We start from the raw sequence: 14519 nt of genomic DNA, 5'->3' as shown, positions 1-14519 counted from the left end.
GGTTATGGGAGCTTAGGTATAATTACCTCAAGCTAGAGAATTAACTGACTGAGATTGCTATGAAAGATTGGTACCTACTATATTGCAAGCGCAGTGAACAGGAACGTGCGGTGATCAATCTTGATCGTCAAGGGGTTGAGTGTTACTACCCTCAGGTGACCGTGGAGAAAATAGTCCGCGGAAAACGGACGACTGCTTTTGAGCCTCTGTTTCCGAGCTATATGTTTGTCTACTTTGATCCAGAAGATATCAGCTATACCACAGTACGTTCTACTCGTGGTGTCGCTGACTTTATTCGTCAAGGTGCAAGGCCGCAGACAGTGAACCCTGATCTCATCTATAGCTTAATGGTTAATGAAGACTCTGAAGAACATCAAACAAAGCTGTCAGATCTACCTAAGCCGGGCGAGTCACTTAAACTGACTCAAGGTCAGTTCAAAGGGATCGAGGCTATTTATCAAGAACCTGACGGTGAAAAGCGCTCATTCATGATGATCCAATTGCTTGGTAAACCGGTGAAGGTCAGTGTACAGAATGAAGATCTGGTGAAAAAATAAACCACCCTAATTGTAACGTTGGATTCGTTAGCAATGAGTTTGTTATAGTGGTTTGAATAATTTTAAATGGAAAATAATATGTCTACATCTTCCCCTGTACGTAAAGCTGTCATCCCTGTCGCAGGTTTGGGTACCCGCATGCTGCCGGCAACCAAGGCAATCCCAAAGGAAATGCTGCCGATTGTTGATAAGCCGCTGATCCAGTATGTGGTTAACGAATGTGTAGCTGCTGGTATCAAAGAAATTGTTTTGGTTACTCACTCGTCGAAGAACTCAATCGAAAACCATTTCGATACCTCTTTTGAGCTTGAAGCGACGCTTGAGAAGCGTGTTAAACGTCAGCTGCTAGATGAAGTACAAAAGATCTGTCCGAAAGATGTCACGATAATGCATGTGCGTCAGGGTCAGGCGAAAGGTCTAGGCCATGCTGTGCTTTGTGCTCATCCTTTGGTTGGCGATGAGCCTTTTGCTGTCGTGCTGCCAGATGTGATTTTGGATGACGCAGCCAGTGATCTACGCCGTGAAAATATGGCTGCGATGGTCAATGCCTTTAATGATACCCAGATCAGCCAGGTGATGGTTGAGCCGGTACCTATGTCTGAGGTTTCTAGCTACGGCGTGGCCGACATCAACGGTGCTGAGTTGAAACCGGGTGAAACGGCGGCGATGACAAAAGTGGTAGAGAAGCCTGCTCTTGAAGAAGCGCCTTCTAACTTGGCCATTGTTGGCCGCTATGTGCTCCCGGCTGAAATCTGGTCTCTATTGGCCCGTACGCCAGTAGGTGCGGGTGATGAAATCCAGTTGACTGATGCCATTGATATGTTGATGGAAGATCAGCAGGTGAATGCTTTCCATATGTCGGGCAAGAGCCACGACTGCGGTAGCAAGCTAGGTTACATGCAGGCATTTGTCGAATACGGCATGCGTCATGGATCTCTCGGTGAAGACTTTACCGCTTTTCTTAAAGAGACGGTGAAGGGAAAGTAGTTTTTAGGATAATAAGCTCCTAGAAGCTAGTTCCTCGTGAGAACGGATCTGAAACTAAAAAAGCGAGAGGTGATTGCCTCTCGCTTTTTTATTGGTATTTGTCAGGTTCTTCTAGGTCTAGGTTCGCTCTTCACCAGCTCTGTTACTTATCCTCATGATACTGCTCACAGGCAAGCAGTGTATTCTCAATTAAGGTCGCCACTGTCATTGGGCCGACGCCTCCCGGTACTGGGGTGATATGGCGGGCTCGTTCACGGGCAATATCATACTCAACATCACCGGCTAGCTTGCCGTTGTCCAAGCGGTTGATGCCAACATCAACGACTGTTGCCCCTGCTTTGATCCAGTTGCCTGGAATAAAGTTAGGCTTACCCACCGCGACGACCAGAATATCAGCTTGGCGAACGTGGCTTTCTAGATCTTGAGTGAAGCGGTGACAAGTGGTGGTGGTAGCGCCAGCAAGCAATAGTTCAAGCGTCATAGGACGGCCGACAATATTGGACGCGCCTACAATGACTGCATGCTTGCCACGAAGGGCAATATTATAGCGTTCAAGCAAGGTGATGATCCCTTTCGGGGTGCACGAGCGTAGCTTGGGGATACGCTGGCATAAACGGCCGACGTTGTAGGGATGGAAGCCATCGACGTCTTTTTCAGGATCGATTCTCTCAAGCACCTTAGTGGTATCAATGCCAGCAGGGAGTGGAAGCTGGACCAAGATACCATCGACTTCGTTGTCATTGTTTAACTCGTCAATAAGGGCGAGCAATTCTGTTTCCGTTGTTGTGGCAGGAAAGTCAAAGGACTTGGATACAAAACCTACTTCATCGCAGGCTTTACGTTTACTACCCACGTAAATTTGCGAGGCGGGATCCTGACCTACCAGAACAACGGCTAGCCCTGGAGCACGGAGGCCTGCATCGAGGCGCGCTTTGACTCGGGCAGCAACTTCTTGACGAACTGTTTGCGAAATGAGTTTCCCATCAATGATTTGAGCGGCCATGTTTATCCTTTGGACTGAAATTGATTGAACGTGAAGCGGGCAGCGTGGGTGGATGATTTCACTCCTGAGGGAGCGGCACGAGTGCTGCCTAGTTGTTGTATTGTCGCAGAGAATGTTACGAAGATCTATAGGGCAAACGTTTGCGTTGTGGTTTCTTTAATTTCTGGTAAATACTTGCTGATTTAATGTGGTTATTGTTAACCATATTGTTTTAATAGCTTCTCCCTATAGATAAAGCTATTACGCTGTTAAGCCTCTAGCTTCTTATTGCCCAATTTGCTCTATGTTTGGTCACTTGAGCGCAAATGCTGAGAAAATAGGGGGAAAGGCATTGACGTTCGAATGTTGGGACGTATAATTCGTCCGGTAACTTAACGTTACGTCTTATAACGCGCCCTTAGCTCAGCTGGATAGAGCACGTCCCTTCTAAGGATGTGGTCGTAGGTTCGAATCCTACAGGGCGTGCCACTTCCCCCTTTTTTATGCTATCTCTAGCGAATCAATCTTCCTGTATCAAATCCTGTTTTTCCTGTGCCTCCTTGGTGTTGCCTGCTACATCCCGCTATTTCATTCAGCAGAAATTGTTTCAGTGCCTGTTTTTCTCTTTCGTTACTGGGCTGCCATGAGGCAATCACTGTCGCTTTGTTCCTTTTCATTGATTCTATCCTTATATCTCACACAACATGTTGAGCAAATGCTCTTGGGGAATACTCAAGCAGTATCTTAAAGGGTGGGGTGGTTGTTTTTTGTGCAATCCATCCATGATTTAGATTCTTTTAGCTTGTTTTTGAATGGTTTTCCTCTTCGCCTATATCCTTCAATTTGTAGCTCGTTTCAAACCGTCTCACCATGGAAGCGTTGTCCCATCCCAATGAAAGAACTGACCAGTATCGCTGGCTTTGAGAGTCGACAGTCGTTGGTAAATTCGTTCGGCCGATTGTTGCGGTGAATAAAGCTTGTTGCTATTGATATTTTTCTGAAAAGGCATTGATAGCGTTGTGTCCGTTGTACCGGGGTGTATAGCTGCAATGCAAGCTTGGGGAAAGCGTCGCTGCCACTCTATGCTTAGGGTTTTGACAAACATGTTCAGGGCTGCCTTGCTCATCCGGTAGCTGTACCAGCCTCCTGAGTGGTTGTCGGTTATGGATCCGACCATGGCAGACAAACATAAGAAGCGAAAAGGGTTTTCACGCTTATATAGCGTGTCGAGAAACTGTGCAATAGCGATGCTGGTGTAAGTATTGGCGTGGATGTTTTCATTGAGAAAGGATTTGTTAATGTCCGCTAGCCGCTTTTCAGGCATTTTGACCTTGGGTGATTGCTTAGGTTGAGGGATATGTAACAGTCCTGCTGCATTAATGGTCCAATCCGGAAGCCCATATAGCTCGAAAATAGCTGTGAGTTGCGAATGAATGTCAGATCTTTGCTGACATATATCACCCATAACACTGGTCATTTGACTGCGATGTCTTACCTGTAACTGCTGCAGGGCCTCTGAGGTATGGCGTGCAGATACTGTGACCAGATGGCCTTGTTTTAGGATATGCTCGGTCAGAGCTAGCCCTAACCCACCGCTTGCCCCGACAATCCAAACCTTCTTTTTTCCTTTGAACATCGTCAATTCCACTGACTAATTGCATAAATTAATACGCATCACCATGCAGCGTGGATCACTGTTCATTATAGCTATCTAGTTGGATGATATTTATGCGGTAAAAAATCGGCGTTTAGGCGGGAAAAAAGACAGTTAAAACAGCGTACGGTCAAAAAAACGTAAAAGGAAACGTTTTTTTTGGGGTTTTCCCTTGAAAATGGTTTTTTTGCCCCTATCTTGTGTGAAAGGTTTGATTGCGGTGCGGCCACTCTGTCTCGACGGCAGGGCTGAGGACCGTTATAATACCGCGCTTCACAGAATTAAGGCGTTATGGTTTGGCCGTAGTTGCTGGCCATAACACGAAAGGATGCCACCGTCAGCATGACTGATCGGCAACATCACTCAGAGAATACTGAGTAAGTTTTGAGGTTAAATAAAATGCAAGTTACCGTTGAAACCACTGAAGGTCTAGAACGCCATCTAACTATCACAGTTCCAGCTGCAAACATCGAAGACGCTGTTGCTGCTGAGCTGAAGAAAATTGCTAAGAATCGTCGTTTCGATGGTTTCCGTCCGGGTAAAGCACCAATGAAAATGGTTGCTCGTATGTTCGGCGCTTCTGTACGCCAGGACATCCTAGGTGAAGTGATGCAGCGTCACTACATCGAAGCAATCGTTAAAGAAAAGATCAACCCAGCAGGCGCACCAACTTTCACTCCAGTTGAAATCGCTGAAGGTAAAGACCTTGTATTCAAAGCGTCTTTCGAAATCTTCCCAGAAATCGAGCTAGCTGGTCTAGAAAACATCACTGTTGAAAAACCAGCAGTAGAAGTGAAAGACGAAGACGTTGATACTATGCTAGACACGCTTCGCAAGCAGCAAGCAACTTGGAGCGACGTTGAAGACGCTGCAGCTGCTGACAGCCGCGTAACTATCGATTTCACGGGTTCTATCGACGGTGAAGAATTCGAAGGCGGTAAAGCTGAAGGTTTCGCTCTTGCAATGGGCCAGGGCCGCATGATCCCAGGTTTCGAAGACGGTATCGTTGGTAAGAAAGCGGGCGAAGAGTTCTCTCTAGAAGTAACTTTCCCTGAAGATTACCACGCTGAAAACCTAAAAGGTAAAGCAGCGACTTTCGCTATCAAACTTCACAAAGTTGAAGCTCAGGAACTACCAGAGCTGACAGAAGAGTTTGTTGCTAAGTTCGGCGTTGAAGACGGTTCTGTTGAAGGCCTGAAAGCTGAAGTTCGTAAGAACATGCAGCGCGAGCTGAAGCAAGCTGTTAAGAACCGCATCAAAGATCAGGTTCTAAATGGTCTAGTTGAGCAGAACGACATCACTGTTCCTGCTGCTCTTATCGACCAAGAAATCAACGTTCTACGCCAGCAGGCAACTCAGCGCTTCGGCGGTGATGCTGCTAACGCACCAGAGCTTCCACGTGAGCTGTTCGAAGAGCAAGCGAAGCGTCGCGTAGTTGTTGGCCTACTTCTTGGTGAAGTGATCAAATCTGAAGAGCTAAAAGCTGACGAAGAGCGCGTTAAAGCTATCATCGCTGAAATGGCTTCTGCTTACGAAGATCCAACAGAAGTTGTTTCTTACTACGAGAAGAACGAACAGATGATGAACAACATGCGCAACGTTGCTCTAGAAGAGCAAGCTATCGATGCGCTACTAGCTAAAGCTCAGGTTTCAGATAAAGAAGTTAGCTTCAACGATCTGATGAACCAACAGCCAGCTGCATAATTTGCTGAAATTACTGTAGAGATTTGACTTTACTTCAAATCTTCTGCTAACAATGGTCCGTGTGAGAGTAATTTCATTCGGGCCATTTATTTTAGGGAAATAACGTTATGAGCTACCAAGAAAAAAACGCCATGTCGCCGATTTTGGATGCGCTGGTTCCTATGGTGGTCGAGCAGACTTCTCGTGGTGAACGTTCCTACGACATCTATTCCCGACTATTGAAAGAGCGTGTGATCTTCCTGACCGGTCAGGTAGAAGATCATATGGCCAATCTAGTCGTTGCGCAGCTTTTGTTCCTTGAGTCTGAAAACCCTGACAAGGACATTTTCCTGTACATCAATTCACCGGGCGGCTCGGTTACTGCGGGGATGTCTATCTACGATACTATGCAGTTCATCAAGCCAAACGTCAGCACCGTTTGTATGGGTCAGGCATGCTCTATGGGTGCATTCCTGCTGGCTGGCGGTGCCAAAGGTAAGCGTTACTGCCTACCTAACTCCCGCGTGATGATCCACCAGCCACTAGGTGGCTTCCAAGGCCAGGCATCTGATATCCAGATCCATGCTCAGGAAATCCTAACGATCAAAGGACGTTTAAACGGTTTGCTTGCAGAGCACACTGGCCAACCACTAGAAGTGGTTGAGCGTGATACCGATCGTGATAACTTTATGTCGGCAGAGCAAGCTGTAGAATACGGTTTGGTCGACGCAGTTTTGAGTCAACGTGACTAAGTTTTTTAGCCTCCGTGCAGCGACTTAGCCGTTTGCGCGGAGCAAAAAGACTTGAGTTGTTATACACTCAAAACAAAGGCAATGATGGGGTAAGACCCGAAAAGAGGTTAGCGAATGACAGATAAGCGAAAAGAGAGTGGTAGTGGAAAACTGCTGTACTGCTCTTTCTGCGGCAAAAGTCAGCATGAAGTTCGCAAGCTGATTGCAGGCCCTTCTGTGTATATTTGCGATGAATGTGTTGACCTGTGCAACGACATCATTCGTGAAGAAATCAAAGAAGTAATGCCAAAGCGTGATGGCAATGAACTTCCGACACCACAGGAAATTCGTACAAACCTGGATGAATACGTTATTGGTCAGTCTCATGCGAAGAAAGTTCTCGCGGTAGCGGTTTACAACCACTACAAGCGTCTTCGTAATGGCGATACCAATAGTGACGGTGTTGAGTTGGGCAAGAGTAACATCTTGTTGATCGGCCCAACGGGTAGCGGTAAGACGCTACTAGCAGAAACATTGGCGCGCATGCTGGATGTACCGTTTACTATGGCGGATGCGACCACCCTGACCGAAGCCGGTTATGTGGGTGAGGATGTTGAAAACATCATCCAGAAGTTGCTGCAGAAATGTGATTACGATGTAGCCAAGGCCGAGCGCGGTATTGTATACATCGATGAGATCGACAAGATCTCACGTAAGTCAGACAACCCATCAATTACCCGTGATGTTTCGGGTGAAGGTGTTCAGCAGGCATTGCTGAAGCTGATTGAAGGCACGGTAGCATCGGTTCCGCCGCAAGGTGGCCGTAAGCATCCACAGCAGGAATTCCTGCAAGTGGACACGTCAAAAATCCTGTTCATCTGTGGCGGTGCGTTCGCCGGGTTGGACAAGGTGGTTGATCAGCGTGTAGCAACGGGTACTGGTATTGGTTTCGGTGCGGATGTCCGCTCGAAAGATCAATCTCGTACTCTGAGTGATCTGTTCGAGAAGGTTGAGCCAGAAGATTTGGTTAAATACGGCCTGATCCCAGAGTTCATTGGTCGTCTTCCGGTAACTGCTATCCTTAGCGAGCTGGATGAAGACGCGTTGGTACAAATCCTGCGTGAACCGAAGAATGCCCTTACTAAGCAGTATGCGGCACTTCTTGAGCTTGAGAATGTTGAGCTTGAATTCCGTGACGATGCCCTTGTGGCTATTGCCCGCAAGGCAATGGATCGCAAGACGGGTGCACGTGGTCTTCGCTCGATTGTTGAAGCGGTTCTGCTTGATACTATGTATGAGCTACCTTCAGCAGAGGGCGTAAGCAAGGTTGTTATTGATGAATCAGTAATTAAAGGTGAGTCTGAGCCTTTGCTGATTTATGAAAACACCGAAAGCCAAGCAGCAGGCGCTGAGTAAAACCTGCCCACAGCGGTTAAAAAAAGGAGGCAATCGCCTCCTTTTTTATTTTCTGCTACATATCCCGTTGAATCTTGCGCCCAAGCCCCCATATACTCATTAATAAGAGTGAACGGAAGAGAGAATAATATGAACCTGGAGCGTTCGGAACGCCTTGAGATCCCCGTTCTGCCACTGCGTGATGTGGTGGTCTACCCGCATATGGTCATTCCATTGTTTGTAGGCCGGGATAAATCTATTCGCTGCCTTGAAGCGGCGATGGATGATAACAAGCAGATTTTGTTGGTTGCTCAGAAAGAAGCGGCGACCGACGAACCTTCAATTACCGACCTATACGATGTAGGTACGGTTGCGACTATTCTACAGCTACTCAAACTGCCTGACGGTACGGTGAAGGTACTGGTGGAAGGTCAGCAGCGTGCTAAAGTCGAAAACCTGCGTGATGACGAGTTCTTCAGTGCTGAAGCCGAGTTCCTGGTTACTGAGGAAATGGATGAGCGCGAGCAGGAAGTGCTGGTTCGAACGGCAATTAACCAGTTCGAAGGGTTTATCAAGCTCAACAAGAAAATCCCGCCAGAGGTCCTGACCTCTCTCAATGGTATCGAAGAAGCTGCCCGTCTGGCTGATACGATTGCTGCCCATATGCCGCTTAAGCTGGCAGATAAGCAAAAAGTACTGGAAATTATCGATGTCGTAGAACGCCTAGAGTTCTTGATGGCGATGATGGAGTCTGAAATTGACTTGCTGCAGGTCGAGAAACGTATCCGCGGCCGTGTCAAAAAGCAGATGGAAAAGAGTCAGCGCGAGTATTACCTCAATGAGCAGATGAAGGCTATCCAGAAAGAGTTGGGTGAGCTGGATGACGCGCCGGATGAATTCGAATCTTTGAAGAAGAAAATCGAAGAGTCGAAGATGCCGAAAGAGGCACGCGAGAAGACAGAGCAAGAGCTACAGAAGCTTAAGATGATGTCGCCGATGTCTGCCGAGGCAACGGTTGTGCGTGGCTACATTGATTGGATGCTGAGTGTACCTTGGTTCAAGCGCTCCAAGGTTAAGAAGAATCTAGCCAAGGCCGAAGAAGTGCTGAACGCCGATCATTACGGCCTTGAGCGCGTCAAAGAGCGCATCCTTGAGTACTTAGCGGTACAGAGCCGTATCAACAAGCTTAAAGGCCCTATCCTGTGTCTTGTTGGTCCTCCTGGTGTCGGTAAGACCTCTTTGGGTCAGTCTATTGCTGCTGCGACCGGACGTAAATATACCCGTATGGCGTTGGGCGGCGTGCGTGACGAAGCGGAAATCCGTGGTCACCGCCGTACCTATATCGGTTCGATGCCGGGCAAGCTGATCCAGAAGATGTCCAAGGTTGAGGTTAAGAACCCGTTGTTCCTGCTTGATGAAATCGACAAGATGTCATCAGACATGCGTGGCGATCCGTCTTCAGCACTGCTGGAAGTTTTGGATCCAGAGCAAAACAACGCGTTCAATGACCACTACCTAGAAGTCGACTATGACCTTTCAGATGTGATGTTCGTGGCGACATCGAACTCGATGAATATCCCGGGCCCTCTGCTTGACCGTATGGAAGTGATCCGTCTTTCGGGCTACACCGAAGATGAGAAGCTGAATATTGCCAAGCGCCACTTGCTAGAGAAGCAGGTTCAGCGCAATGGCCTTAAGCCACACGAGATCGAAGTAGATGACTCAGCGCTGATTGGCATCATTCGTTACTACACCCGTGAAGCGGGCGTACGTAGCCTTGAGCGTGAAATTTCTAAACTGTGCCGCAAGGCCGTGAAAGAGATCCTGCTTAACCCTGAGACCAAGAAAGTCGTTATTACTCAGGACAACCTGAAAGAATACTTGGGTGTTCAGCGGTTTGACTACGGTAAGGCCGAAGAGAACAACCGTATTGGCCAGGTTACTGGTTTGGCTTGGACCGAAGTGGGCGGCGATCTGCTAACCATTGAGACCGAGTCGATGCCAGGCAAAGGTAAGCTGACCTATACTGGCTCCCTCGGCGATGTGATGCAGGAGTCGATTCAGGCTGCGATGACGGTTGTACGTACCCGTGCTGAGCGTCTGGGTGTTGCGCCTGACTTTTACGAGAAGCGCGATATCCATGTCCACGTGCCTGAAGGGGCGACCCCGAAAGATGGCCCAAGCGCGGGTATCGCCATGTGTACGGCGCTGGTCTCTAGCCTGACAGGTAACCCGGTTCGCGGTGATGTTGCCATGACGGGTGAAATCACCCTACGCGGTGAGGTGCTACCAATCGGCGGTCTGAAAGAGAAACTGCTTGCTGCGCACCGAGGTGGTATCAAAACGGTACTGATTCCGAAGGAAAACGAACGTGACCTGGAGGAAATCCCAGATAACGTGATTGCGGATCTGGAAGTGCGTCCAGTGCGCTGGATTGATGAAGTGCTCACCGTTGCACTGCAGAATAATCCAACGGGAATTGAGCTGGTAAACGCCCAAAACAGTGACCTGCAGCAAAGTTAAGATATGAAAAAACGCTTTCGAGGATAAAAACCTTGTCAGCGTTTTTTTGTGTGGCTATAAGTGAGTTCTAATTTGCCGTTAGCTCAATAAAATCAATGTCTACACGTGAACTTGTGTTGGGTGTAGATATAATGAAACTGATTCTTTTTATCCGTGATGTAAATTTTGCCATGAAGGCTGCAAACGGATAACGTTCATAGAGGGGATAGATCGTGAACAAAACTCAACTAGTTGATAAAATCGCTGAAAATGCAGATATTTCTAAAGCGTCTGCGGGTCGTGCTCTGGATGCATTCATCGACGCTGTATCTGATAGCCTGAAAGATGGTGATCAGGTTGCGCTTGTTGGCTTCGGCACTTTCTCTGTACGTGAGCGTGCAGCGCGCACTGGCCGTAACCCACAGACTGGTGCAGAAATTCAAATCGCTGCAGCGAAAGTACCTGGCTTTAAAGCAGGTAAAGCGCTTAAAGATTCTGTAAACTAAGCGCAGGGCTTAGCCCGCCGGTTTGTGTGAACAAACGAACATTCAGGTTGTCTTAATGGGCAACCTGGCATGATAAAGGGCGCATCCTGTCGGTGCGCTTTTTTTACTTTGGAAAAGTGTGAATTTTTCAGGTCTTCGCCTGTTAGCATTCTTCACTAATATCAATACAGGTAAGCTATAGTTTCGAAGCCATTCAGGCTTCACGAGTCTTTATTTAGGCTTATCACAGATTGGTATTACCATGCCAAATCGAATAGGTAGGAGATACGGCAAATTATGATGGAGCGTATGCGCGAAGGCGCGAGCAGTATTTGGGTCAAGATTATCCTTGGTCTGATTATTTTTTCTTTTGTTTTTGCAGGGGTAGGTAGTTACCTAGCAGGCGGAAGCGAGCAAGTTGCTGCGAAAGTGGACGATCGTGAAATTAGTCAGCGCGAGTTCGAAATGGCTTACCAGAACGAGCGTAACCGCATGCAGTCACAGCTGGGCGATTATTTCTCGACCTTGATGGGTGACCCTGCGTATGTGCAGCAGTTCCGCCGCAGTGTGCTAGATCGCATGGTCAACGACCTGTTGATTGAGCAGCGTGCCAATGAACTTGGTCTGCGCATCAGCGATCAGCAGGTAACTCAGGTTATTCTTTCTATGCCTGAGTTCCAGCGCGATGGTGCCTTTGATAATGAACAGTACAACGCACTGCTTCGTCGCTCAGGTCTAACACCTGATATGTTTGCGGAATCTATGCGTACAGATTTGCTGCGTCAGCAGCTGTTGTTAGCTATTCAAGGCAGTGATTTCGCGTTGGGTAACGAAGTGGCAGCACTGACTAAGCTTGAGCGTCAGGAGCGTGAAATTCGCACTCTGACACTGGATGTAGCTGCGTTTACCAACAAGGCTGAGGTCACTGACGAAGAAGCACTTGCTTATTACGAGCAGAATCCGCAGCAGTTCACCCGCCCAGATCAAGTTAAAGCGGCTTACATCGAATTGTCAGGCACAAACCTGAAAGAGACGCTAAGCGTTTCTGAAGACGATGCTAAAGCAAACTATGACGAGAACCAAAGTAAGTACGGTACTGCTGAGCAACGCCAAGCAAGCCATATTCTGGTTCAAGGTAAAGGAAGTGAAGCGAAGACTAAAGCTGAAGATTTGTTGGCAGAGCTAAACAGCGGCGCTGATTTTGCTGAACTGGCGAAAACCTCTTCTGACGATACCTTCAGCGGTAAAGATGGCGGTAAGCTGGACTGGTTTGAGCGCGGCGTGATGGATCCTGCATTTGAAGAAGCGGCTTTTGCCCTGAACAAAGGCGAGATCTCTGGCGTTGTTGAGTCTGACTTCGGTTACCACATCATTAAGCTGGACGATATCAAAGAGCCGCAAGTGAAGCCATTTGCCGAAGTGCGTGATGAAATCTTTGCTGAGCTTCGTGAGCAGGGTGCAGCAGAAGCCTTCTACGATCTTCAGACTCAGTTGGCTGAGAAAGCGTTCGAAATGCCGGACACTCTAGAGGATGCGGCGGAAGCGGTCGATGCGACGGTTCAGACCACTGACTTCATTTCTCAATCTGATGCTCCGGGTGTCCTAGCTAATCCTGCGGTACAGCAGGCGTTGTACAGCCCTGAAGTTCGTGAAGATGGTCTGAACTCAGATGTTATTGAGATCGGTCCTGAGCATGTTGTTGTGGTACGTGTCGATGATTCTCGCGATGAAATGGTACTGCCATTTGACGAAGTATCAGCGAAAGTGAAACAGCAGCTATCGGCTGTCAAAGGCGAAGAAGCGGCTAACGCAAAAGCGGACGAGCTTGTTGCTGCCCTTCGAGCAGGCAACACAGAAGTGTTGGCTGACGAAGGCCTGAGCTTCTCTGAACCTGAGATGATCAACCGTATGGGTTCTGATCGTCAGGTTGCTCAAGTTGCGTTTGGCCTTGCCAAACCAGCAGCAGATGCGTCGGTATACGGTGTGACCCGTGATATGGCTGGTAACATGCTAATTATCGCTCTGGACAATGTGGTTGAAGCCGATGTTGATGGTGTTGACCAGCAGATGTCGCAGCAGCTTGAGCAAATGAACGCTCAACAGGATGTCATGGCTACCCTAGATGTACTGCGTAATGCTGCCAAGGTATCTTACCCAGTGTTGGATACAACAACGAATTAATTGTAATTAATACGTTGCTAGACGGGCCGCCATTGTGCGGCCCGTCGTTTTTTTGTTAAAGGAATAATTTTGTCTCTGTACCCAGCGATATCGCTTTGCCACTCTATCTTCCACGTTTACTAAATGAGGAAAAGGTATGAAGCGAGTTGTTGTATCTATGGCGCTTGTAGCCGCGTTGGGTGTCGGTTTGGCCCACCCAGTTATTGCAAGTAGCGATAGCCATGAAGGGATTGAGATCACCATTAATATCAATGATGCTAATGCTGAAGAACTGGATAAGTTATTGATAGGTATTGGTCCAGAGAAAGCTGTCAGTATTATTGAATACCGCAAGGCGAACGGACCTTTCTCTTCAGCGGAAGAGCTGAGTAAGGTCAAGGGGATAGGTGCGTCGACGGTCGAGAAAAATCGAGATCGTATTAAGCTCTAGCTGTTAAACGCCGACAGCGAAGAGTCTATCATCAAGAGGCAGTTGATAAATTTATTATCAAAGGAGAGAAGTGAGTGGTTCTTCTTTGTTGTGCTATTTAATCGCAGTCACGATAGGAAAAGCGTGGCCTAGCCAGTGAAAAGTGGATCGGGTAGCCATCTGTTTCATACTCTTTGGCAATACGCTTTGCTGCCTCTAGCGGGAATTTGTATTTACCTCTAGAACCTACCCTAACAGTACCTGTCGGTAGTGAAATATTGATGCGGTACAAAGCTTCAGACGATAATGACATTGGAATACCTACACTTACCCTGATTGATATTAAAGACTCAAGTATTCTTTTAAAGGTGCATTCTAAGTGCAACTAATTATCAATTGCAATCTTCTTTTTCATATTTTCCACAGCGGCAAACAACACCCCACCTAAAGTACCGGCCAAGTGTGCTTCAACAGCGACTCTAGCTCCTATGAGCTCGGCAGAGCTGGCAGAGCCGCCTGCAACTTGCTCCCATATCACTTTGGCTATAACGGCAACCAGCAGTAGCCAGCCCAGCTTATCTTTGGCCTTAATGTCCTGTATAGCGCCCCAGGCAAACAGCCCATGGAGCACGCCTGACAGTCCTGCGTACCAGCCCATCGGACTGAGCCACAAGGTGGCACCAATAAAGCCTGCGATGGACAGGATCAGCAAGGCAAGGCGTGTTGAGCTAAGATAGCGGCGAAAGATAAAGGTAATGATTGCCAAGCCGAAACTGTTCATTATCATGTGTGCCCAGTTGGTGTGGGTCAGGTTGCCGCTGACTAGTCGCCACAATTCACCGTGCTCAATGGCATGGCGCTGCCAGACTAACAGCGGTTGGATGGTGGGTAGTTGGGCGAAGGCCATTATGCCAATAATAATGAAAACGAAGATACGAATAGACAAGGCTACC

General features: G+C 47.9%; 14 protein-coding genes and 1 tRNA gene. 10 read left to right on the top strand and 5 right to left on the bottom strand.

The genetic code is table 11. The annotated features are described in order from the left end of the window. Positions 1-59 precede the first annotated feature (59 nt). Both rfaH and galU read left to right on the top strand, forming a co-directional pair. Positions 60-557 carry a transcription/translation regulatory transformer protein RfaH gene (gene rfaH, locus ACVA58_RS07390; protein ID WP_446509782.1) on the top strand — a complete coding sequence of 166 codons (498 nt, stop codon included), beginning with the start codon at positions 60-62 and terminating at the stop codon, positions 555-557. Between the two features lie 78 nt (positions 558-635). Continuing rightward, complete coding sequence (gene galU, locus ACVA58_RS07385; protein WP_446509781.1) at positions 636-1544, top strand: UTP--glucose-1-phosphate uridylyltransferase GalU; 909 nt, start codon at positions 636-638, stop codon at positions 1542-1544. 142 nt (positions 1545-1686) lie between these two features. On the opposite strand, the gene folD is transcribed toward galU, so the two are convergent. After that, positions 1687-2547 (bottom strand): bifunctional methylenetetrahydrofolate dehydrogenase/methenyltetrahydrofolate cyclohydrolase FolD, encoded by an 861-nt coding sequence (gene folD / locus ACVA58_RS07380; protein WP_446509780.1) that lies wholly within the window; start codon positions 2545-2547, stop codon positions 1687-1689. 391 nt (positions 2548-2938) lie between these two features. Here folD and ACVA58_RS07375 point away from each other — a divergent pair. Then, positions 2939-3015 (top strand) — tRNA-Arg (locus tag ACVA58_RS07375). A 23-nt stretch (positions 3016-3038) separates the two neighbouring features. Here the strand turns inward: ACVA58_RS07375 and ACVA58_RS07370 are convergent. After that, a complete protein-coding gene (locus ACVA58_RS07370) occupies positions 3039-3203 on the bottom strand; it encodes a hypothetical protein (RefSeq protein WP_446509779.1) in 165 nt (54 codons plus the stop codon). Positions 3204-3391: 188 nt separating this feature from the next. Continuing rightward, the gene (locus ACVA58_RS07365; RefSeq protein ID WP_446509778.1) at positions 3392-4162 is read right to left on the bottom strand and encodes an SDR family NAD(P)-dependent oxidoreductase; all 771 of its coding nucleotides are present in this window, start codon (positions 4160-4162) and stop codon (positions 3392-3394) included. 417 nt (positions 4163-4579) lie between these two features. Here ACVA58_RS07365 and tig point away from each other — a divergent pair, with 417 nt between their 5' ends. The 7 genes from tig to ACVA58_RS07330 all read left to right on the top strand — a co-directional run bounded on the left by tig (position 4580) and on the right by ACVA58_RS07330 (position 13587). Further along, the gene (gene tig, locus ACVA58_RS07360) at positions 4580-5884 is read left to right on the top strand and encodes a trigger factor (protein WP_428652942.1); all 1305 of its coding nucleotides are present in this window, start codon (positions 4580-4582) and stop codon (positions 5882-5884) included. Between the two features lie 107 nt (positions 5885-5991). Beyond that, a complete protein-coding gene (clpP, locus tag ACVA58_RS07355; protein ID WP_107349420.1) occupies positions 5992-6615 on the top strand; it encodes an ATP-dependent Clp endopeptidase proteolytic subunit ClpP in 624 nt (207 codons plus the stop codon). Positions 6616-6729: 114 nt separating this feature from the next. Then, positions 6730-8010, top strand: a complete 1281-nt coding sequence (gene clpX / locus ACVA58_RS07350) for an ATP-dependent protease ATP-binding subunit ClpX (RefSeq protein ID WP_446509777.1) — start codon at positions 6730-6732, stop codon at positions 8008-8010. A gap of 129 nt (positions 8011-8139) precedes the next feature. Then, entirely contained in the window at positions 8140-10512 is a 2373-nt protein-coding gene (lon, locus tag ACVA58_RS07345) for an endopeptidase La (protein WP_446509776.1), read from the top strand. A gap of 212 nt (positions 10513-10724) precedes the next feature. Continuing rightward, on the top strand, positions 10725-10997 hold the full coding sequence (gene hupB / locus ACVA58_RS07340) for a nucleoid-associated protein HU-beta (RefSeq protein WP_428652940.1): 273 nt from the start codon (positions 10725-10727) through the stop codon (positions 10995-10997). A 276-nt stretch (positions 10998-11273) separates the two neighbouring features. Next, positions 11274-13157 carry a peptidylprolyl isomerase gene (ppiD, locus tag ACVA58_RS07335; protein WP_446509775.1) on the top strand — a complete coding sequence of 628 codons (1884 nt, stop codon included), beginning with the start codon at positions 11274-11276 and terminating at the stop codon, positions 13155-13157. A 157-nt stretch (positions 13158-13314) separates the two neighbouring features. Then, a complete protein-coding gene (locus ACVA58_RS07330) occupies positions 13315-13587 on the top strand; it encodes a ComEA family DNA-binding protein (protein WP_446509809.1) in 273 nt (90 codons plus the stop codon). A 97-nt stretch (positions 13588-13684) separates the two neighbouring features. Here ACVA58_RS07330 and ACVA58_RS07325 read toward each other — a convergent pair whose 3' ends face one another. Further along, entirely contained in the window at positions 13685-13879 is a 195-nt protein-coding gene (locus ACVA58_RS07325) for a hypothetical protein (RefSeq protein WP_446509774.1), read from the bottom strand. A 72-nt stretch (positions 13880-13951) separates the two neighbouring features. Continuing rightward, positions 13952-14512: a rhombosortase gene (gene rrtA, locus ACVA58_RS07320; RefSeq protein WP_446509773.1), complete on the bottom strand. Its 561-nt coding sequence runs from the start codon at positions 14510-14512 to the stop codon at positions 13952-13954. Positions 14513-14519: the final 7 nt, after the last annotated feature.

Source organism: Photobacterium sp. DNB22_13_2, from assembly GCF_052873915.1.
This window is presented reverse-complemented; position numbering and strand designations above follow the sequence as displayed.